The following is a 20,556-nucleotide window of genomic DNA, read 5'->3' as shown; positions in this document are numbered from 1 at the left end:
GCCCGATCACGGTCGCCCCGGGGCCCGCCCCCGGCAAGCGGCGGGCGCGGATACCTCCCCTTCGGGCAGTGTTGTCCGCCCTCTCGGCCGATCAGCCCACGGGCGGCTCGCCCGATGTGCCCACCGCGGCGCCCCCGCCTAGGCGAGCTTCTCCGCGGCGTCGGCGAGGTCCTCGGTGGTCGGCGCGTCGTCCTGGGTGAGCCGTCGCCGCCAGTACCCGGTGAACTCGACGGCCCGCTTGCCCAGTCCCCGGTCACCGACGAGGTGCCGCCGCAGCGTCCGCACCATCCCCGCTTCGCCCGCGAGCCACGCCGCCGCGTCGCCGGGCAGCTTCGCCTCACGCACCGCTTCGACCAGCTTCGTGCCGTGCCCCGCGCCGTCGCGGTGCAGCCAGTGGACTTCGCCCGGCAGCGGCTGCTCCTCCGCCGCGTCCGCCACCTCGACGAACGCCACCGCCTTGTCCACTTCGGACAGGATGGTCGCGATGGCGGGCACCGCCGTCTCGTCGCCGGCCAGCAGCAGTGTGTCCGCTGTGGACAGTGGGTGGCGGTAGGCGGCGTCCGGGCCGTACCGGCCGAGGACGTCGCCCGGCGCCGCGGTCCGGGCCCAGGCCGTGGCCGGGCCGTCCACCACCGCGTCGTCGTGCAGCACGAACTCGACGTCGATCGCCGCCGCGCCCGGATCGCGGTCGCGCACGGTGTAGCTGCGCAGCACCGGCCGCTCGTCCGCCGGAATCGCGAGGTACGCCTGGTACCAGCGCATCGCGTCGGCGTCCGGCTCCGGCAGCCGCACCGGACGGCCCGGCGGCGGGAACAGCAGCTTGAGCTGCTGGTCCGGCCACGGTTCCAGCTCGGCGAGGCCGTCACCGGTGAAGGTGACGCGCACGGTGCGCGGGGTCGGCTTCCGCACCGCGGTGACGGTGAGCAGCCCGGTCGGGTTCACGGCTTCCCCAGGTATTCGCGCAGGTGCCGGGCGGTGAGGGTGGAGGCGTTCGCGACCAGGTCGGCCGGCGTGCCGGTGAAGACGACACGGCCGCCGTCGTGGCCGGCACCGGGGCCGAGGTCGATCAGCCAGTCGGCGTGGGCCATCACGGCCTGGTGGTGCTCGATGACGATCACCGTGTTGCCGGCGTCGACGATCCGGTCGAGCAGGGCCAGCAGCCGGTCGACGTCGGCGAGGTGCAGGCCGGTCGTCGGCTCGTCCAGGATGTAGGTCGACCCCTTCTCGGCCATCCGGATGGCCAGCTTGAGCCGCTGCCGCTCACCACCCGAAAGCGTGGTCAGCGGCTGCCCGAGCGTCAGGTAGCCGAGGCCGACGTCGGCGAGCCGGTCGAGGATCGCGCGCGCGGTGCCGGACGGGAAGAACTCGCGCGCCTCGGCGACCGACATGGCCAGTACCTCGCTGATGTTCTTGCCCCGCAGCAGAAGCGTCAGGACCTTGGGCGTGAACCGCTTGCCCTCGCACTCCTCGCAGACCGTGGCCACGCCGGCCATCATCGCCAGGTCCGTGTAGATCACGCCGAGGCCCTTGCAGTGCGGGCAGGCGCCTTCGGAGTTGGCGCTGAACAGGCTCGCCTTGACGCCGTTGGCCTTGGCGAAGGCCGTGCGGATCGGGTCGAGCAGGCCGGTGTAGGTCGCCGGGTTGGACCGCCGCGACCCGCGGATCGCCGACTGGTCGACCACGACGACGTCGTCGCGGTGGGCCAGGGAGCCGTGGATCAGCGACGACTTCCCGGAGCCCGCCACGCCGGTGACCACGGTCAGCACGCCGAGCGGGAGGTCGACGCTGACGTCACGCAGGTTGTGCAGCGTCGCGCCGGTGATCCCGAGCTGCCCGGTGGGCGTGCGGACGTGCTCCCGCAGCGCGACGCGGTGGTCGAGGTGGCGGCCGGTCAGCGTGCCGGACGCGCGCAGGCCGTCGACGCTGCCGGCGTAGCAGAGCCGTCCGCCGCCGGTGCCCGCGCCGGGGCCGAGGTCGACGACGTGGTCGGCGATCCGGATCGTCTCCGGCTTGTGCTCGACGACCAGGATCGTGTTCCCCTTGTCCCGCAGGCAGAGCAGCAGGTTGTTCATCCGCTCGATGTCGTGCGGGTGCAGCCCGACCGTCGGCTCGTCGAAGACGTACGTGACGTCGGTGAGGCTCGACCCGAGGTGGCGCACCATCTTCACGCGCTGCGCCTCGCCACCCGAAAGTGTCGCGGACTCGCGGTCCAGTGACAGGTAGCCGAGGCCGATCTCGACCAGCGAGTCGAGCGTGTCGCGGAGGTTGCCCAGCAGCGGCCGGATCGACGGCGCGTCGAGGTTCCGGACGAACTCGGCGAGGTCGCTGATCTGCATGGCGGCGCACTCGGCGATGTTGCGGCCCGCGATCTTCGCCGACAACGCCGCCTGGTTGAGCCGGGCGCCACCGCACGCGTCGCACGTCTTGAACGTCGCCGCCCGCTCGATGAACCCGCGGATGTGCGGCTGCAGCGACTCGGTGTCCTTGTTCAGGTAGAGCCGCCGGATCTTCACGGCGAGACCTTCGTAGGTGAGGTTGCCGGTGCCGATCTTCACCTTGGCCGGCCCCTTGTGCAGCAGGTCGTCGAGCTGCTGCGGGGTGTAGTCGCGGATCTTCGCGTCCGGGTCGAAGAAGCCGGAGGACACGTAGACCTGGACGTACCAGTTGTCCGGGGTCCAGCCGGGCACCCGGATCGCGCCTTCGCTGAGCGAGCGGTCGAAGTCCAGCAGAGCGTGCACGTCGAGGTCGGACACCCGGCCGAGGCCCTCGCAGGCCGGGCACATGCCTTCGGGCAGGTTGAAGCTGAACGCGCCGGACGTGCCGACGTGCGGCTCGCCGAGGCGCGAGAAGGCGATCCGCAGCATCGCGTAGGCGTCGGTCGCGGTGCCGACCGTGGAGCGCGAGTTGGCGCCCATCCGCTCCTGGTCGACGACGATGGCGGCGCTGAGGTTCTCCAGCAGGTCGACGTCCGGGCGCGAGAGGCTCGGCATGAACGACTGGAGGAAGGCGCTGTAGGTCTCGTTGATCAGCCGCTGGGACTCGGCCGCGATCGTGCCGAACACCAGTGACGACTTGCCGGAGCCGGACACGCCCGTGAACACCGTGAGCCGGCGCTTAGGGATGTCCAGGTCGACGCCGTCGAGGTTGTTCTCCCGGGCGCCCCGGACCTTGATCACGTCGTGGGTGTCGGCGGCCCGCCTGGGTGAGGTCATACCGTCCTTCTCGATACTTTAGGCTGTAAAGTGATTCTCGATCGTACATTACTTTAGGGTGTAAGGAGTCGGCAAGGTGGTCGTCTTCGCCGGTCAGGGCGATGCCCGGCGGTCCATGGAGCTGCTGTGGGGGCCGCGGGTCGTCGCGCCGCGCACGGGCCCGGGCCCCAAGCCGGGGCTGTCCGTCGAGGCGATCGTCGCGGCGGCGATCGACATCGCCGACGCCGAGGGCATGGCGGCGCTGTCGATGCGCGCGGTCGGCGAACGGCTGGGCCGCACGGCGATGGCGCTGTACACGTACGTGCCGGGCAAGACCGAGCTGGTCGACCTCATGTACGACCGGACCCTGGGCGAGCTGCCTGCGTCGTACCCGGACTCCGAGGGCTGGCGTCCGGCGGCGTTGTCCCTGGCCGACGAGCTGTGGGAGCTGCACCTGCGCCACCCGTGGCTGTTGCAGGTCTCGCCGGCGCGCCCGGTGCTCGGGCCGGGCGAGTTCCACGTGCAGGAAACGCTGCTGCGGGTCCTGGCGCAGACGGGGCTGCCGCTGCCGCGCGTGCGCTGGGTGGTGTCGGCGCTGTTCAACGTCGTCCGCGGCTCGGTCCAGGCGGCGGCGGAGTCCCGCCAGGCGGCCCGCGAAACGGGACTGTCCGAAGAGGACTGGTGGTACGCGCGGTCGGCGTTGCTGGGCGAGCTGGCACCCGACTTGCCGACCCGCTTTCCGACGGTCGCCCGCCTGGGCGCATCGGCCGAGGAACCACCGCCCGACGAGCCCTACCTGGAGCGCGAGGCCCGCCTGGCCTTCGAAGCGGGCCTGGAACTGCTGCTGGACGGCGTCGAGGCGGCGATCGTCAAGGCGTCCGGGCTTCGATGAGGAACCGCGTCGTGTGCGCGGCGAACGGGCCGTCCCGCTCGATCTTCTCGTGCAGCTCCCGCAGCCGGTCGCGGTACCGCTCGGCCGTGAACCCCGGGACCAGCCAGATCACCTTGCGCAGGAAGTAGACCACCGCGCCGATGTCGAAGAACTCCGTGCGCAGCCGCGCCTGGCGGAGGCCGACCACCTCCAGGCCGGCCGCTTCGGCCGCCGTCACCGCGTGCTCCGGGTGGCGGCTGTCGCGCACCTCCGGCGGCTGCGGGCCGAGGAAGAACTCGACCAGCTCGAACACGCTCGCCGGGCCCACCTGCTGGGAAAAGTACGTCCCGCCCGGCCGCAGGACGCGGGCGATCCCGGCCCAGTCGGTCGTCACCGGGTGCCGGCTGGAGACCAGCTCGAAGACGTCGTCGCGGAAAGGCATGCCTGCGGTGGCCACGACGGTGACTCCGCGCGGGGCCAGCCGGGCCGCGGCCTTCGCGACGTTCGGCGGCCACGACTCGGTCGCGACCGTCACCGGTGGCAGGGCCGGGCAGCCGTCGAGGACCTCACCGCCGCCGGTTTCCAGGTCGAGGGCCGTGCGGACGCCCCCGAGCCGTCCCCGAGCAGCCGCTGGTAGCCCCACGGCGGACGGGCTTCGGTGGCGCGGCCGCCGAGCCAGGAGAAGTCCCAGCCCTCGACCGGTACGGCTTCGGCTTCGGCCACCAGCTCCTCGAACATGACCCCGATGGTCACAGCGACGGCGGGACCGGGCCACCGGATTTCCGCACGGGCGGCGGCGGCACGGGCTTGGCCAGCGTCACCGTCTCGAACGCCACGACCACCGGGCCGCGCCGGGTGTCCACCGTGCACGTCGTCTCGTCGCGGGCCACCAGGTTCCCCAGCGCGTCGGTGAACCCGCCCTCGATCCGGTACCGGACCACGACCCGGGTTCCGAGGGGCAGTTCCCGTAGCAGCTTCACAGCCGCGAACTCAGCTCTTCGTCCGACGGCTCGACCAGGAACGTGCCGTCGTCCCAGACGATCGTGGGAATCCGGCGCGCGCCACCCTGCAGCTCGCGGACCCGGCGCTCGGCGTCCGCGTCCGCCTCGACGTCCACATAGGAGTACTCGACGCCTTCGCGGTCGAGGAGCGCGCGGCTGCGCTTCACGTCCGGGCACCAGGAAGCGCCGTACACGGTCAAGCTCACGAAACGACCTCCGAAACTGCGGTTTCCACGGGAGCGGGCTCGGGGTGCCCGAGCCCGGTCAGCCAACCACGGAACACCCGGTGCAGCGCCTCCGCCCCGACGACCTCGCCCGGCGGCGGGAACTCGCGCGGGTACACGACGAACCCGCGCTGCTGCGGGCCGCCGAGGCCGCCGTGCGAGCCCACGTGCGTTTCGAACGGCGACGCCTGGTCCGACTCCGGGTCGTACCGGCTGTTGATCATGATGTCCGCGCAGTGCGGGAACGTGTCGACCCGCCGGATCAGGTCCGCGGCGTGCGGGCCGTACGGCAGCAGCGGGTCCTCGCCGATGACGACGCCCGTCGTGAGCCGGTGCAGGCCGTCGCGGCCCAGGACCACCGGGCCGAACTCGCGGCTGCGGACCAGCAGGAACCCGACGCCGGGGTGGTCGACCAGCGACGGCAGCAGGTCGGGGTGCTCCCGCTCGATCGTCTCCAGCTCGGCGCGGCCCCCGTGCTCGGTGAACGACACCATCGCCAGGTGCCCGGACACGACCACGACCACGCCGGGCGCCACCCGCGTCACGGCACCCGGCGAACCGGACTCCGTGCGCGGCCGGTCTTCGGCGCACTCGGCGTTCTCCACCCGCGCTCGCAGCCGGCGCGCGATCAGCCCGCCGCTCTTCGTCGCTTCCGCCAGCGCCGCGTTGATCTGCCAGCTCTCGGTCTGCCGTCGCTTGCCCGCGGACGCCGGTGGCGAGCCACCGCACAGCCGCCCGACGTACGCCTCGATCGTCTCGCCGAAGCGCTGCGAAAACGCTTGGCCCTGGGTCTGGCCGTGATCGGACAACGCCACCAGGTGGTAGCGGCGCGGCGCGAGCCGGCTCGCCCGGTGCAGCCGCGCGATCTGCTGGTCGATCGAGCGCAGCACGGCGAGGGTGTCGAACCGCTCGATGCCCGAGTGGTGCGCGACTTCGTCGTAGCCGAGGAAGTCCGCGTACACGACCGGCCGCCCGGCGAGCATGTCGCCGAGGATCGCCGAGACGACGACGTCGCGCGCGATCACCGTCGTGCCCGGCCGGGCGAGCGGGTACCAGCCGCCGCGCGGAACCCGCGGCACCACGCCCGCCCGGCGCTGGCGGACCGACGCGCTGATCTCGCGGAAGACGTCGACGAGCGCGACGACGAACGTGCGCAGCGCGTTGACCGGGTTGGCGAAGTAGGCGTAGTAGCCCGCGCCGAGCCGGTCGCGGCGGCGGCGCAGCAGCTTCTTCGGCACGAGTACCGGAATGGCGCTCATGGTCAGGCTGACGTGGCCGGCGTCGCCGGAGAACAGGTTGCCGCGGCCGGCGCCGTCGCCGGAGAGCAGGCCGCGCCCGTCGGAGTGACGCCGTTCGATCTCGGCCGCGTCGGTCGGGTGCGCGCACGCCATCACGTGGTCGCGGTCCTTTTCGTACCAGCGGAAGCCGAGGATGTCGTGGTTGGAGCCGTGCAGGATGCCGCAGACGCTCGCCCCGGTCTGCGAGCTCCAGTCGGTGTGCCACGGCGTGAGCGTGTGGCTGCCTTCGGCGAGCCAGGCGGCGAAGGTGGGCATGTCGCCGTCGCGGATCGCGCGGCGGACGGTGTCGAACCCGAGGCCGTCGATCTGCAGGAACAGCACGCCGGGCGGCAGTTCGCCGTCGCCGGTCGCGGGCGCGTGACGACGGCGTCGCCGCGCGGCGCGGCGGAAGAAGATCTCGTCCTCGTCGATGGCGAGCACGGCCGAGATGAGCGCGCCGACCCCGGCCATCGCGACGGTGACGATCACCGCCGTCCGGAACCCGACCAGCTCGACCCCGGGCACCGAGCGGAACACCGCCAGCGTCCCGGCGCCGAGCAGCAGGAACCCGAAGAGACCGAAGGTGAAGAACGCCAGCGGGTAGGCGACGCGCATGACCAGCGGCCAGCCGACGGCCGCGAGCAGGCCGAGCAGCAGCGCGCAGACCGTCGGCTGCCACCAGTGCGGCATGCGGAAGCCCGGGAGGAGGACGTCGAGCAGGCGCAGCGCGCCGGTCACCGCGATCCACACGAGCAGTGCGCGGGCGACGGTCCGGCCGCCGCGCAGCAGCCGACCCTTCGGCGCGGTCGTCGTCACACTCGCTCCTTGGTGTTGCGCCGCCACCGGGCGATCAGGTTCATGGCGACGGTGACCAGCAGGACCAGCACGGTCGCGAGCAGCGTCGCGACCAGCGGCGAGTCGAAGATGCCGCCGCTGAGGATGCCCAGGAGGCTGTACGCGGTCGCCCACAGGACGCAGGCGACGAGCGCGGCGGGCAGCAGGCGCCGCCACGGGTAGCTCAGCGCGGCCGCCGCCAGCAGCACCGGGATCCGGCCGGCCGGGACGAGCCTGCCGATCACGACGAGCTGCCAGCCGCGCCGGGTGAACTGCTCGCGGGCCTTTTCGAGCCGTTCGGCGGGCTGGCGGCGGCTGATCCAGCGGAACGCGGCTTCGCTGCCCAGGCGCGGGATGCCGAAGGTCACGACGTCGCCGAGGTACGCGCCGAGCGTGGCCAGGACGATCACCAGCGGCAGGGACAGGTGGCCGGTGGTGGTCGCCACGGCCGCCGCGGCGCCGACGACCGCGCCGGTGGGCACGATCGGGACGATCGAGCCGAGCAGTACGCCGCCGAAGAGGGCCGGGTAGCCGATGGCGGCGGGGTCGGTCCAGTTCACGCCCGGTCCGTGCGCGTCGGGATGGCGACTTCGGCGCCGGGCTCGGTGAACAGCACCTCGGTGGCGATGGCGTTCTTGCGCACCTCGGCGGCGAACACGCGCGGTGGGTCGGCGAGCAGCCGGCGCATCCGGGCGGTGCGCCGCAGGCCGGGGACGGCGAGGGTGCCCCAGTGCACGGGGACGGCGGCGCGGGCACGCGTGAGGCCGGCCGCCAGCGCGGCACGGGCCGGGTCCAGGTGACCCGGCCCGAGGTTCGGCCCCCAGCCCCAGACGGGCAGGAGGGCGACGTCGACCGGGCCGTAATCCGCCATGCCGTCGAAGAGGTCGGTGTCCCCGGCGTTGTACACGATCGTGTCGCCGTTCGTGATGAGGTGCCCGGTGGCGGGGCTCTGCGGCCCGTGCGTGAGGCGCGGGCCCCACCGGTGTCCGGAGTGGACGGCTTCGGTGGCGGTGACGGTGAGCCCGCCTTCGTCCAGCGTCTCGCCGGGCGCGATCTCGTCGACGTGCCGGAAGCCCTTCCCGGCGAGCCACCGCCCGGCCCCGCGCGGGACGACGATCCGGGTGTCGCGGCCGAGCAGCTTCAGGGACGGCAGGTGCAGGTGGTCGCCGTGCAGGTGCGAGATCAGGACGAGGTCGACACCGGCGTGGGCCGCGGGCTCGGGAAGCGGCACCACCCGCGTGAGGCCGCCGACGCGGGCGGTGAGCACGGGATCGGTCAGCACGACGCGCCCGCCGAGCTCGAGCCGGACGGTCGAATGGCCGAGGAAACGCAGGGCGAAGCCGCTCACGCCGTCGAGTATCGCCGGTCGGCGGACCGGACGCCCGGCGGAGTGGCGCGGGCAACGCCGCTCAGCGACCGGCGGGCAGCAGCGACGAGATCCGCAGCGACGACGTCCCGATGCCGGTCGGGCCGCCGAACCGGGGGTGGTGGCCCAGTTCCGTCTCCCGGTACCGCCCGGCGTTCTCGTGCCAGTGGGCGGTGCCGGCCAGCCAGTCGCGGAGACCGTCGACGTAATCCGGTGGTACGTCCGGGGCCGCGGCCGCCGCGTGCCGGAACTCCGCGAGCCGGGCGTCGGCCAGATCGGCGACCACCTGGTACGCGCGTTCCTCGGAGCAGCCGAGGAAGCTGCGCACCACCAGCACGCCGTTGTTCAGCTCGCCTTCGAACTGGATTTCCTTGCGGTAGGAGCGCAGGTCGTTGAGCAGGCCGCCGTAGTCGGCCGCGGTGTGCTCGAGGGTCTGCGCCGCGCGGGTGCGCAGCAGCGGGAACGCGAGGCTCATCGTGAGCTCGGCGCCGAACGTGCGGCGCCGCATCTCGACGTGGTCGATCGGGTCCGGGATCCGGTTCTGCGCCAGGTTCACCAGCCGCCACAGCCAGCTCGACGTCATCGACTCCGCCGCGCGCCGCACCGCGAGCCGGTTCGGCGTCCGCGGCCAGAGGTCGGCGAGCGCTGCTTCGAGCGGGTTGAGCGGGGCCGGCGAGCCGTCCGCCATGAACAGCGCCAGCCGTTCGTGGCACGCCTTCGCCGCGGCGAGGTCGCGGGACGCGCCGAACACCGTCTGGAAGTAGTCGTCGGCGTACGTGCTCCACGTCAGCCAGCCGGCCGTGACGTCGAGTTCTCCGGCGGTCGCGTCCGGCCGGATGCCCGCCGCGCACAGCGGCAGGTCGGCCGCCCGCAGCTTCCGCTCGTCCCACACCACCCCGTCGAGCAGCCCGGTGCGGCGCGCCCAGTCGACGTTGCGGCGCCGGCAGGTGTCGAGGTGCGGGTTCAGCCGCACGGGGAACGGCGGCTCGAACCGCCGCGGCGGAACCGAAACCGCGCGGAACGGCGTGTGGCTGTAGGCCCGCAGCCGTTGCGGGGCCGTGGCGAGGACGGACGAGAGGCTCGGCCCGCGGCCGTCCAGTGCGCCTTCGTTCATGTACCGGCTCGACCGCAGGTGCCATTCGTGCCCGCCGGCTTGCCAGTCCTGCAGGCCCTTGACGTAGGCGAACGTCGCCGCGCGGGCCGCGGGGTCGACGCCGTGCTCGTCGAACAGCGCGGGCACCTCGGTCAGCGCGGTGTGCTCGAACTGGTGCAGCCGGGACGTGATGAGGTCGTTGACGGCGTCGGCCGCCTCCTGCGTGGTCAGGCCGAGGAACTTCTCGACGACGAGCACCCCGTTGGACAGCTCGCCCTCGTCGTGCACTTCCCGCTGGTAGGAGAACAGGTCGTTGCGCAGGTGGACGCTGTCGGCGAAGCAGTCGCGCAGGACCTCCATCGGCCGCGTCGCGGCGATCTCGTCGGGAACTTCGGCGTGCGCGGCGTGCTCGACCAGGTTCGCCGACCACGGCGCGCCGCCGACCTTCCGCCGCATCTCGACGTACTCGATCGGGTTGGCCAGGCGTCCTTCGTTGATGTTGGCCAGCTCCCACAGCGACTCTTCCAGCAGCGCCTTCGTGCTGCCGGCGAACCGCCGCCGCCAGGCCGCCGAGCGCTGCGGGATCGTCCGGGTCCACAGATCGGCCAGGCCGCGCTCGACCGGGTTTCCCGGTGTCGCGGTGATCTCGCCCCCGGTGGGCATGAACAGCTCGATCCGGTCGAGGTGGGCCTGGGCGCCGTCGATGTCGCCGGTGCGCTTGTACAGCTCGAGGAAGTGGTCGTCGAAGTAGAACACCCAGACGTACCAGTCGGTGACCAGGTCCAGCTCTTCGGCGCCGGCGTCCGGGTGCGTGTAGGCGCAGAGCAGCGCGTAGTCGTGGGAGTCGAGGTCGTGCTCGGTCCAGATCACCGTGCCGCGCTGCGGGACGTCGATCATGTCCAGCTCGCGTGCCCACGCCTTGCTGTGCGCGCGGGCGCGTTCGAGGTGCGGGTTCAGCCGCGCCGGGTGGGGCAGGTAGAACTCGGGGAGGACGAACGGCTGCTCGGGCACACCGTGAGGCAACCAAAGTACGGTCGCGCGGCCAAGGGGAGCAGGCGGGATGCACACGAACGGGCCGGGCGCGTCCCCCGGCCGGCCCAGTGACGCGCACCACCCGGTCGGCACGCGGCGGTCCGCCGTCGCACGATGGGGAAAGCCGCCCGACCGAAGGAGAGCCGATGACCGACGAGACCCGCGTGGTCGACAACCCCGACGAAGACCGGTACGAGCTGTGGGCGGGGGAGAAGCTCGCCGGGTTCGCGCAGTACGACCTGCGCGGCGACCTCACCGTGTTCACCCACACCGAGATCGACGACGCGTTCTCCGGGCAGGGCCTCGGCAAGGTCCTGGCTTCCGGCGCGCTGGACGACGTCGTCGCGAAGGGCCGGACCATCGTGCCGGTCTGCCCGTTCATCGCCGGGTACCTGAAGAAGCACCCGGGCTACGAGGACCACGTCCGGTGGCCGAAAGGCTGACCGTTACGCCTTCCGCAGCAGTGTCACTGGGCCGATCGGTCCTGAAATGAGCGCTATGTCCGGATCTATTGGTTATTAACCCACCTTAGTCGGTGTTGCGTTGGTTGCCCGGCAACGAAAGTGACCGGCGCAGCCTTCCCACCGGCAACCAGGAGGAAGTTGATGACTCCCCGGAAGACCGCCCTCAGGACCCTCGCCGTCTTGTCGGCCGCCGCGCTGACGGCGGGCGTGTGCTCGTCGGCGGCCACCGCGTCCCCGCTGGCCTTCGCCGAGATGCAGGCCCGCGCCATCGCCGGCGCGACCCAGGTCGCCCAATCGCTCGGTGCCGCTTCCGGTGGCGTCCACCTCGAAAACGGCAAGGCCGTCGTGAACGTCGTCGACGACGCGGCGCTGCAGAAGGTGCGGGCCGCGGGCCTGACCGCGAAGAAGGTCAAGCACACCTTCGCCGCGCTCACCGGCGTCAAGAACCAGCTCGACGCGGTGAAGAACGTCCCGCAGACGGCGTGGGGCATCGACACCAAGACCAACCAGGTCGTCGTCAAGATCTACGACGCGGCGAGCAAGGAGACCGCGGACAAGGTCGCCGCCGCCGCCGCGAAGTACGGCGACAGCGTCCGCGTCGAGCACCGCACCGGCAAGCTGGAACTGCACATCGCCGACGGCGACGCGATCCAGAACAACCAGGGCCGCTGCTCGCTCGGCTTCAACGTGACGCGCGGCGGCGAGCCGTTCCTGCTCACCGCGGGCCACTGCACCAACCTCGGCGGCACCTGGTCCGGCGGCGACGTCTCCGGCGCGCAGGTCGTCGAGAGCGACTGCCCCGGCGCCGACTCCGGCCTGCTGACCCGCCCGAACGGCACCGGCCCCGGCGAGATCAACACCGGCCAGCCGATCACCGGCGCGGCCGAGCCGACCGTCGGCGAGCAGATCCAGAAGCAGGGCTCGACGACCGGCGGCGGCAGCGGCGAAGTGACCTCGGTCGACGAGTCGGTCAACTTCGACGTCGGCGTGCTCAACCACGAGTTCGGCACCACCGCGCACACCGACCACGGCGACTCCGGCGGCCCGGCGTACGACGGTGAGAAGGGCCTCGGCACGCTGTCCGGCGGCGACACCGTGACCAGCTACTTCTACCCGCTCACCCTGGAGCTGCAGGCGTACGGCCTCCAGCTCGCCTGACCCACGTCACCAGGGCGGCACTTTCACCCGAAAGTGCCGCCCTGGCGCGTCAGGCCTCCAGCCGCTTCGCGCGGTAGACGGCGTCGGTGTGGTGGCCCTCTCCGCGCGTCTCGCACGTCTCGACCAGCCACTGCCACGGGTCGCCCAGATAGCCCGTGATCTCCTCCGGCTCGAAGTACAGCTCCGCCGGCGGCTTCCGGCCGTCGAACTCGCGCATCGCCTTCGGCGAGTGCCCGACGACCAGCAGCGAGCCACCTGGCCGGATCGCGGCCGCGCACGCCGAGAAGACGTCCCGGCGCAGGTCCGGCGGCAGGTGCACGTACTGGGCGGAGATCAGGTCGTACTGCTCTTCCGGCTGCCATTGCAGGATGTCGCGGTGCACCCAGCGGACGGTCACGCCGGCCGCCCCGGCCGCGGCTTCGGCGCGGGCCAGCGCGGTGGTCGAGATGTCGGCGGCGTCGACGGTCCAGCCCTGCTCGGCCAGCCAGATCGCGTCCCCGCCTTCACCGCAGCCGAGGTCGAGGGCGCGTCCCGGGGTCAGCCCGTCGACCTCGGTCCGCAGGTTGACGTTGACGTTCCCGCTCCAGATCTGGTCCTCACGCTGGTACAGGGCTTCCCAGAAGTCCCGCTTGAGCAGGTTCTCGACGGTCATCGGCTGGTCGTGCGGCATGGTTCCTCCTCAAAGACGTCCCGCGAGCATGCGCGCGACGTCCCCGAGGAGGCAAACTCCGTTGCCGGAATGGCAACTCAGGCGGTGCCGTACACCTGCATCTCGTACAACGAGTAGCCGTACGACGTGCCGCGCGTGACGCCGGTCATCCGCACGTACCGTCCGCTGCCCGCCAGGCCGGTGAGGTCGTCCGTGCCGCCGTTGCCGGTCGTGGTGCTGTAGATCGCCGTCCAGGTCGTGCCGTCCGCCGAGGTCTCGACGCGGTAGGCCTTCCCGTACGCGGCTTCCCAGGTCAGCTTGACGTGCGAGATCGCCTTGGTGGCGCCGAGGTCGACGCGCAGCCACTCCGACGCGGTCCCTTCCTTGGACGCCCAGCGGGTGCTCGTCAGGTTCCCGTCGAAGGCCGCGCTCGCCGGGTAGGACGACGATTCCGTCGAAGACGCCGTCGCGGTCTTGCCCTGGGACAGCAGGGTTTCCGTGCCCGCGGTGACCGTGAGACCCAGCGAAGCGGTCTTCGTGCCGCCGCTCAGGGTGATCGTCGCCGAGCCGGGGGACGCGGTGGCCGAGGCGCTGACCGTGACGGTCGAGGTCCCGCCCGCCGGGATCGCCGCCGGGGAGAAGGACACGGTGACGCCCGCCGGCGCGCCGCTCGCGGAGAGCGTGACGGAATCCGTGGCCGTGACGGTGGCTGTCGCCGAAGCGCCCGGCGCGACCGACACCGACGACGGCGTCACGCTGAGGCCGCTCGGGGTGCCGGCGGCGGTGAACGCCCACCGGGCCTGGGCGCCCGAGCAGCTGCCCGCGGTGACCGTCGTGCCCGAGGCGCGGAAGCACTTCTTGCTCGTCTGGATGTCGGAGATGGTGCCGTCGGGGTTGACCGACCACTGCTGCGCCGGGCCCCCGGTGCAGGTCTGCAGCACGATCGAGCTGCCGGAGATGCCCGCGCACTTGCCGTCGATCACCAGGAAGGCGCCGTGGAAGGTGAACCGCTGGGCGGCGCTTCCGGTGCAGGGCGCGACCTTCAGCGCGGTGCCGGAGCTGGGGGCTTCGAGGCACGTGCCGGTGGATTCGTTGCGGTACTGGCCGACCGTCGTGTTCGGCTTCGCGCCGCCGTAGCACTCGCCGGTGCTGGTGTTGAAGATCGGCGTCGCGTCGTAGGGCTCGTTCGACGGCGGGTCGACGACCACCGGCTCCATGACCGGCGTGTTGTCGGCGTTGTAGTGCGTGAGCGCGTCTTCGCAGTCGATCGCGTCGAAGGCGCTGCCGCCCTTGCCGCCGAGCCAGAGGTCGATGTGCCGCAGGCCGGGTCCGCCGTTGGGACCGTGGCTGTTCCAGTCGGCGGAACACTCGTCGCAGCCGTCCTCCATGATGAAGTACTTCTTCACCCGCGGCACCCAGACCTTCGTGCCGGGCTTGAGCTCGTCGCTGCTGGTGGCGAAGGTGATCGGGTCCGTGTAGGTGCCCTTGCCGCCGGCGGTGCCGTGGATCTGCGGGTAGGAGATGTCGCCGCCGGGCGGCGTGTTGTCCCACCAGCCGTAGAAGGTGAGGAACGTCGGCTGCGTCGTCGCCGCGTTCGCCGCGGGGGCACCGGCGGTGGCCAACGCGAGGAACAGGGTGACGACGAGTACGAGCGCGCGCCGGGTCATGCTGCCTCCGGAAGAGTGGGCGGACGATGACTGCGGCGTGCGTCCAGGTTCGCCGGGCGGCGCCGCGACGTCAAGTCCCATTCGTAAAGTTTCCTAACTAATCGCGGTCTGTGTCCCGGCGGGCGGGAAAGGCGCGCCGCGGCGGCATTCCGTGCGCGAAGATGGCGCCATGAGCGAACAGCGGGAAGTCGTGGTCACCGGGGGCGGCACGGGCATCGGGCTGGCGATCGCCGCCCGGTTCGCGGCGGCGGGCGAGCGGGTCACCGTCACCGGGCGCCGCAAGGACGTGCTGGAGGCGGCCGCGGAGCGGATCGGCGCGCGGGCGGTCGCCTTCGACGCGAGCGACCCGGCGGCGGTGCGGGCCGCGCTGGCGGAGCTGCCGGCACGGGTGGACGTCCTGGTCAACAACGCCGGCGGCAACACCGACCGCATCCGGGAGGCACCGGCCCCGGACGACCTGCAGGGGCTGGCCGACGCGTGGCGCGCGAACTTCGACGCCAACGTCCTCCCCGCCGTCCTCGTCACGGCTGCCGTGAAACCCCGCTTCGCGGACAACGTGCGGGTTGTGACCCTCGGCTCTGTCGCGGCGAAGCAAGGCTCCGGCTCGTACGGCGCGGCGAAGGCGGCGATCGAGGCGTGGAACACCGACCTCGCGCGGCAGCTCGGAGCGGCCGGCTCGGCCAACGTCGTGGCACCCGGCGTCATCCTCGACACGGAGTTCTTCCACGGCACGCTGACCGAGGAATGGCTCAGCTCAAGGGTTTCCGTCGCATTCGACAAGCGCGCGGGAACGCCCGAGGAAGTCGCGGAAACGGTGCAGTTCCTGGCTTCACCGGGCGCCGGCCACATCACCGGTCAGGTGGTGCACGTCAACGGCGGCGCGTACGGCGCCCGCTAGGCCAAGCGGACCCGCATCCGAACGGCTTCCACCGCGAGTCGCCGCACACGCACGTCGCCTTCGGCTTCGGCGCCCACCAGTGCGTCGGACGGCGGCTCGCGCGCGTCAGGCGTCGCGGGCGAGAATGCCGGCATGAGCACTTCACCGGCCCGGCGGCTGTGGGCGGCCGTGGAACCCCTGCACGCGGTCGTCTACTTCGCGCCGGAAACCGCGTCGGCGGCGAAAGACGTCGGCCTGCGGGGCTACTGGATGGGCTACTTCGCGGGCCGTCTCGCGCCGCTGGGCCCGGTCGGTCCCGCGGCGGCGACCTCGGTGCTGTTCGGTTTCGCCCCGGCGATGGTGGCGCGGGCGCTGCCGGACGCGTGGTCGTTCGCGTCGCCGCGGGACGTGCTCGCGACCCGGCTGGAGGCGGTCGAAGCCGCGTTGTCGCGCGTGGTGGAGCCGGATGCCGAACTGGTGTCGCTGCTGGAACGGGCGGCCGGCGCGTGCCGGTTCGACGGGCGCCCGCTGGCCGCGGCGTGGTCCGCGGTCCCGCGCCCGCCGGGAGCGCTGGGGCGCCTGTGGCTGGCGGCGACGGTGCTGCGCGAGCACCGCGGCGACGGGCACGTCCTGGCGGCCGTCCACGCGGGCTTGACCGGCCTGGAGACGACGTTGACCCACATCGGCGACGGCGTGATCGGCCGCGCCGACGTCCAGCCGCACCGGGGCTGGTCCGACGCGGAGTGGACGGAGGCGCTGGCGAGCCTGCGTTCGCGCGGGTTGCTGGACGGAGACGGGCGCCTGACCGCGGAGGGCGCGGCGGTGCGGCGCCGGATCGAGGAGGACACGGACCGCCTGGCGCAGGCCCCGGTCGCCGAGCTGGGCGCCGACCTGGACCGGGTGCTCGAGCTGGCGGTCCCGCTGAGCCGGGCGGCGATCGACGCGGGTGTGGTGCCGGTGCCGAACCCGATGGGCGTCCCGAGGCCGTGACGTTCGGCGGCCGGTGGTCGATTCCGGGGTGTCCCGTTCGACGCACGGGTGAAGGCACCCGGACATCGGAGGGACTCATGACGTTGCTGGCCGGCAAGAACGCGATCATCTACGGCGCAGGCGGCCGCATCGGCGCGGCGGTGGCGACCGCGTTCGCCGAGGACGGCGCGAAGGTGTTTCTGGCGGGCCGCACCCGCGCCAGGCTGGAGGAGGTGGCGGCACGCATCGGCGCGGCGGCCGAGGTGGCGGAGGTCGACGCGCTGGACGAGGCAGCGGTGGACGCCCACGCCGACGCGGTCGCGGCCAGGGGAGGCCTGGACATCTCGTTCAACCTCATCGCCCACGGCGACGTCCAGGGAACACCGTTGCTGGAGATGAGCTTGGCGGACTACGAGCGCCCGGTCCGGACGGCGGTGCGCACCCAGTTCCTGACGGCCCGAGCGGCGGCCCGCCACATGGTGAAGCAGCAGTCGGGAGTGATCCTGCTGTTCGGTGGAGCGGGCGACCCGGTACGGGAGTTTTCGGTCGGCGGGCTCCAGGTGGCGTTTCACGCGGTGGAGGCGATGCGCCGCCAGCTGGCGGCCGAGCTGGGCAGGCACGGAGTACGCGCGGTGACGCTGCGGACGGGCGGCATCCCGGAGACGATCCCGAAGGACTTCCCGGGGCGAGCGGAGCTGGAGGACAACATCGCGGCGAAGACGATGCTGGGCCGAGCGGCGACACTGGCGGACGTCGGAGCGGTGGCTGCATTCGTGGCCTCGGACCGAGCCAGGACGATGACGGCTTCGACGGTCAACATCAGCTGCGGCGCGTTGGTGGATTAGCGAGGGCCGGCCGGGTTGGGGACGTGGCTGTTCGCACCCGGGCGGGTTCGCGGCTCGTCTGGCCGTTGTCGGCCGCGCCAAGCCGGAACAGGTGCGCCGCCACGGTGGCCCGGTCTCCGCGCTGGGGTCGACGTTCCATTAGTCTTCGGCGATCAGCCGCCGCACGGCGTCGACCACCAGCGCCCGCCGTTGCTCGCGGGGGACCGTCATGCGGACGCCCAGTTCCGTGTTTGTCGTGGCCCACGCCGTCGTGATCGACTGAATCAGCACCAGCAGCTCAAGCGGTGTGTAGTGCTTCGACAGTTTCCCTTCGTCCTGTGCGCGTTGCAGTTCCGCCAGCCGGATCTCGTTGGCCAGCACGATTTCCGTGAGCCACTTGCCTTCGGGGCGCTCCAGCCGGTGCCAGATCGCCAGCCGCAGCGTGTGCGGCTGCGATTCGTACCGGTCGAAGAGCTTCCCGGCGTAGCCCGGCAGATCGGCGGCGTCCACCGGGATGTCGATGACGAACCGGCCGACCGATTCGCCGAAGACCGTGTCGAACAACGCGTCCTTGCTGTGGAAGTACTTGTACAACATCGCCTTGTTGCACCCGGCGGCATCGGCGATCCGGTCGACGCGGGCGCCCGCGATCCCGCGTTCCGCGAACTCCTCCGTGGCGGCGGCCAGCAACCGCCGCTTGGTGTCCTCCGCGTCTCTCATGTCTCCACCTTAGCAACTAACTGGTTGGTTGACAAATCTTCCCGCCGGGTGTTCCCTGGAGGTAACCAACCGGTTGGTTAGCCGATCGAGCGAGCGAGGAGACGGCATCATGAGCAGGATTTGGCTGGTCACGGGCAGTTCCCGAGGTTTCGGGCGCGAGCTGGCCCGCGCGGCGCTGGAGGACGGCGACCGAGTCGTCGCGACGGCGCGCCGCCCGGAGCAGCTGAAGGATCTGGTAGCCGAGTACGGCGACGCGGTCCGCGCCTTCGCGCTGGACGTCACAGATTCGGCGGCCGCCCGCGAGGCCGTGGCATTCGCGGTACGCGAGTTCGGCGGGCTCGACGTCGTGGCGAACAACGCGGGTTACGCGAACAGTGCCCCGATCGAAGACATGCCGGAGGACGACTTCCGCGCGCAGGTCGAGGCCAACTTCTTCGGAGTCGTGAACGTGACGCGCGCGGCACTGCCGGTGTTCCGCGAGCAGGGCTCGGGGCATTTCCTGCAGTTCTCGTCGGTGGGCGGCCGGGTCGGCGGATCGCCGGGCTTGGGTGCGTACCAGGCGGCGAAGTTCGCGGTGGAGGGGTTCTCGGAGGTGCTGAACGCGGAGGTGAAGCCGTTCGGCGTGAAGGTGACGATCGTCGAGCCGGGAGCGTTCCGCACGGACTGGCAGGGAGCATCGATGGAGCGGGCCCCGGTCCGCCGGGAGTACGACGCCTCGGTGGGCGAGATGCACCGCCTACGCGACGCAACGGACGGCAAGCAACCGGGCGACCCGGCCCGGGGAGCCCGCATCCTCGTGGACGTGGTGAAGTCGGAGACACCCCCGCTGCGCCTGCTACTGGGTGCGGACGCGGTGGAAGCGGTCCAGCGATCAGAACACGCCCGCGCGGCGGAGATGGCGCAGTGGGCGGAGGTGAGCCGATCGGCGGTGTTCGCGACGAACTGATGCGGTGGCGCCGGGTTGCCGGGGAGCAGTTGGCGAGGTGGTGGCTGCGGATCGCTGGGCTCGTGGGGGCGGAGGCCGCGGGGCTGGTGGGCTACGGGATCGCGGGGTGCTGGGCTGGTCGGCTGCCGGACCGCCGGGGGCTGGGCTGCAGGGCCCCGTGTGGCCGCGGGGCGCCCGGGCGGCGGACGTGGGGCTGGTGGGCAGTAGGGCCGTGGGGCCGCGGGTCGCCCGGGCGGCGGGGCGCGGGGCTGCAGGGCCCCGTGGGGCCGCGGGTCGCCCGGGCGGCGGGCCGCGGGGCCGCGGGGCGCTGGGCTGGTGGATCGCGGGTCGCCCGGGCCGCGGGCGTGGGGCTGGTCGGCTGCCGGGCCGCCGGGCGCTGGACTGCGGGTTGCGGGCTGGTGGGCGACAGGGTTGCTGGGCCGCGGAGCGCTGGACTGTTCGGCTGATGGGCTACAGAGTCGGCGGGCCTCGGGTCGCCGCGCTGCCGGAGTGCCGTTTCGGCCGGATCCGGCGCGGTTCGGCTCTCGCGAACCTGATTCCGGCCGCCGTCGGGATGACCGGTTGCGGCGTTGGCTGATTGCGGAACCCGCCCAGTACTGGGCTGCCAAGCCGACGAGTGCAAGGTCGCCGGCGGGCGGCCAATGGCCCGCTGGGCCGCGGGAGTCCGGCCGCCGGATCTTCGGCCGCAAGAGTGCCCTGGCCGAGCGGGCCGCGATCGAGACCTGGCTTCAGCCCGGACGTTGCCGGGCCGTCTGCGACCTGACCTCCGCCCGCACCTTGCTGAGCGGGCTGCGTGACCTCAGCCCGGACCTTGCGGAACGGCCGACCTCACGCTCGCTCCCGTTGCTCGACCACCAACCGCTGGTGCCGGGCCGCGCGGACGCGGTCGCCGCACGTTGTCGAGCACCAGCGGCGGCGGGCGTGCTCGCGGAAGAACAACCGCACGCACCCGTGGGCCTCGCACGCCCTCACCACTTCGCCCAGCTCGCCGCTGGCCACGTCGATCGCGTCGCGGGCCAGTGTTGCCAGCGCCTCCTCGACGCTGCCCGGTCGGGTGCTGTGCCACTTCCGGTTCGGACCGGCCGTCCACGCGAGCTGGGGTGCTGCCGCGTCGGCGCGGGCGGCCGCGTTCACCGTTTCCACCGCGGCCGCCGACGGACGACGGTCCTCCGCCAGCGCCGTCAGCAGCTCGCGGACCGCCGTGCGCAGGCCGGTCAAGCGGCTCACGTCCTCCGCGGTGAGCCGGACCGCCGGGAGGTCGTGGCCGCGCAGCCACTCCGTTGCGTCGCGAGGGTCCGCCAGGTCGTCGACCTCGTCGCCGGCGCTCAACCGGCGGGTGTTGACCAACGCCAATGCGAGGGAGCGTTCCTCGCCCGGTGCCGCTGTGACCACG

General features: G+C 72.3%; 19 protein-coding genes and 1 pseudogene. 7 read left to right on the top strand and 13 right to left on the bottom strand.

The window, feature by feature from the left end; all coding sequences use genetic code 11:
- Positions 1-138 precede the first annotated feature (138 nt).
- Both BT341_RS42000 and BT341_RS41995 read right to left on the bottom strand, forming a co-directional pair.
- Positions 139-942, bottom strand: a complete 804-nt coding sequence (locus BT341_RS42000) for a siderophore-interacting protein (protein WP_072481497.1) — start codon at positions 940-942, stop codon at positions 139-141.
- Positions 939-3,212, bottom strand: coding sequence for an ATP-binding cassette domain-containing protein (locus BT341_RS41995; RefSeq protein ID WP_072481496.1), 2,274 nt, complete (start codon positions 3,210-3,212; stop codon positions 939-941). The genes BT341_RS42000 and BT341_RS41995 overlap by 4 nt, the downstream gene beginning before the upstream one ends.
- A gap of 76 nt (positions 3,213-3,288) precedes the next feature.
- Here BT341_RS41995 and BT341_RS41990 point away from each other — a divergent pair, with 76 nt between their 5' ends.
- Positions 3,289-4,083, top strand: coding sequence for a TetR/AcrR family transcriptional regulator C-terminal domain-containing protein (locus tag BT341_RS41990; RefSeq protein WP_072481495.1), 795 nt, complete (start codon positions 3,289-3,291; stop codon positions 4,081-4,083).
- Here BT341_RS41990 and BT341_RS41985 read toward each other — a convergent pair.
- The 7 genes and pseudogenes from BT341_RS41985 to BT341_RS41955 form a co-directional block, all read right to left on the bottom strand.
- Positions 4,061-4,800: pseudogene (locus tag BT341_RS41985) on the bottom strand (SAM-dependent methyltransferase). The gene BT341_RS41990 and the pseudogene BT341_RS41985 overlap by 23 nt on opposite strands.
- A gap of 11 nt (positions 4,801-4,811) precedes the next feature.
- Positions 4,812-5,042 (bottom strand): putative acetyltransferase, encoded by a 231-nt coding sequence (locus BT341_RS41980; RefSeq protein ID WP_072481494.1) that lies wholly within the window; start codon positions 5,040-5,042, stop codon positions 4,812-4,814.
- Entirely contained in the window at positions 5,039-5,269 is a 231-nt protein-coding gene (locus BT341_RS41975; protein ID WP_072481493.1) for a glutaredoxin family protein, read from the bottom strand. The genes BT341_RS41980 and BT341_RS41975 overlap by 4 nt, the downstream gene beginning before the upstream one ends.
- On the bottom strand, positions 5,266-7,380 hold the full coding sequence (locus tag BT341_RS41970) for a phage holin family protein (RefSeq protein WP_072481492.1): 2,115 nt from the start codon (positions 7,378-7,380) through the stop codon (positions 5,266-5,268). The genes BT341_RS41975 and BT341_RS41970 overlap by 4 nt, the downstream gene beginning before the upstream one ends.
- The gene (locus BT341_RS41965) at positions 7,377-7,958 is read right to left on the bottom strand and encodes a DedA family protein (protein WP_072481491.1); all 582 of its coding nucleotides are present in this window, start codon (positions 7,956-7,958) and stop codon (positions 7,377-7,379) included. Before BT341_RS41965 ends, BT341_RS41970 begins: the two co-directional genes overlap by 4 nt.
- Positions 7,955-8,746: an MBL fold metallo-hydrolase gene (locus BT341_RS41960; protein WP_072481490.1), complete on the bottom strand. Its 792-nt coding sequence runs from the start codon at positions 8,744-8,746 to the stop codon at positions 7,955-7,957. The genes BT341_RS41965 and BT341_RS41960 overlap by 4 nt, the downstream gene beginning before the upstream one ends.
- Before the next feature lie 61 nt (positions 8,747-8,807).
- A complete protein-coding gene (locus tag BT341_RS41955) occupies positions 8,808-10,868 on the bottom strand; it encodes a terpene synthase family protein (RefSeq protein WP_072481489.1) in 2,061 nt (686 codons plus the stop codon).
- Between the two features lie 167 nt (positions 10,869-11,035).
- On the opposite strand from BT341_RS41955, the gene BT341_RS41950 reads away from it, so the two are divergent.
- The gene (locus BT341_RS41950; protein ID WP_072481488.1) at positions 11,036-11,332 is read left to right on the top strand and encodes a GNAT family N-acetyltransferase; all 297 of its coding nucleotides are present in this window, start codon (positions 11,036-11,038) and stop codon (positions 11,330-11,332) included.
- 162 nt (positions 11,333-11,494) lie between these two features.
- Positions 11,495-12,511, top strand: coding sequence for a S1 family peptidase (locus tag BT341_RS41945; RefSeq protein ID WP_072481487.1), 1,017 nt, complete (start codon positions 11,495-11,497; stop codon positions 12,509-12,511).
- Between the two features lie 49 nt (positions 12,512-12,560).
- On the opposite strand, the gene BT341_RS41940 is transcribed toward BT341_RS41945, so the two are convergent.
- Positions 12,561-13,181 (bottom strand): SAM-dependent methyltransferase, encoded by a 621-nt coding sequence (locus tag BT341_RS41940; protein WP_072481486.1) that lies wholly within the window; start codon positions 13,179-13,181, stop codon positions 12,561-12,563.
- Positions 13,182-13,258: 77 nt separating this feature from the next.
- Positions 13,259-14,827: a discoidin domain-containing protein gene (locus BT341_RS41935; protein ID WP_072481485.1), complete on the bottom strand. Its 1,569-nt coding sequence runs from the start codon at positions 14,825-14,827 to the stop codon at positions 13,259-13,261.
- A 169-nt stretch (positions 14,828-14,996) separates the two neighbouring features.
- Here BT341_RS41935 and BT341_RS41930 point away from each other — a divergent pair, with 169 nt between their 5' ends.
- From BT341_RS41930 to BT341_RS41920, 3 genes are all read left to right on the top strand, one after another.
- The gene (locus BT341_RS41930) at positions 14,997-15,725 is read left to right on the top strand and encodes an SDR family oxidoreductase (RefSeq protein ID WP_072481484.1); all 729 of its coding nucleotides are present in this window, start codon (positions 14,997-14,999) and stop codon (positions 15,723-15,725) included.
- Between the two features lie 132 nt (positions 15,726-15,857).
- Positions 15,858-16,694, top strand: a complete 837-nt coding sequence (locus BT341_RS41925) for an SCO6745 family protein (RefSeq protein WP_072481483.1) — start codon at positions 15,858-15,860, stop codon at positions 16,692-16,694.
- Positions 16,695-16,771: 77 nt separating this feature from the next.
- Complete coding sequence (locus tag BT341_RS41920; RefSeq protein ID WP_072481482.1) at positions 16,772-17,518, top strand: SDR family NAD(P)-dependent oxidoreductase; 747 nt, start codon at positions 16,772-16,774, stop codon at positions 17,516-17,518.
- 138 nt (positions 17,519-17,656) lie between these two features.
- Here the strand turns inward: BT341_RS41920 and BT341_RS47575 are convergent, their stop codons facing one another.
- Positions 17,657-18,217, bottom strand: coding sequence for a TetR/AcrR family transcriptional regulator (locus tag BT341_RS47575; protein ID WP_072481481.1), 561 nt, complete (start codon positions 18,215-18,217; stop codon positions 17,657-17,659).
- Positions 18,218-18,326: 109 nt separating this feature from the next.
- Here BT341_RS47575 and BT341_RS41910 point away from each other — a divergent pair, with 109 nt between their 5' ends.
- Positions 18,327-19,163 carry an oxidoreductase gene (locus BT341_RS41910; RefSeq protein ID WP_072481480.1) on the top strand — a complete coding sequence of 279 codons (837 nt, stop codon included), beginning with the start codon at positions 18,327-18,329 and terminating at the stop codon, positions 19,161-19,163.
- A gap of 828 nt (positions 19,164-19,991) precedes the next feature.
- Here BT341_RS41910 and BT341_RS41905 read toward each other — a convergent pair.
- Positions 19,992-20,555: a CGNR zinc finger domain-containing protein gene (locus BT341_RS41905; protein WP_072481479.1), complete on the bottom strand. Its 564-nt coding sequence runs from the start codon at positions 20,553-20,555 to the stop codon at positions 19,992-19,994.
- Position 20,556 lies beyond the last annotated feature (1 nt).

Origin of the sequence: Amycolatopsis australiensis (assembly GCF_900119165.1) — a bacterium.
Lineage (GTDB): Bacteria > Actinomycetota > Actinomycetes > Mycobacteriales > Pseudonocardiaceae > Amycolatopsis > Amycolatopsis australiensis.
This window is presented reverse-complemented; position numbering and strand designations above follow the sequence as displayed.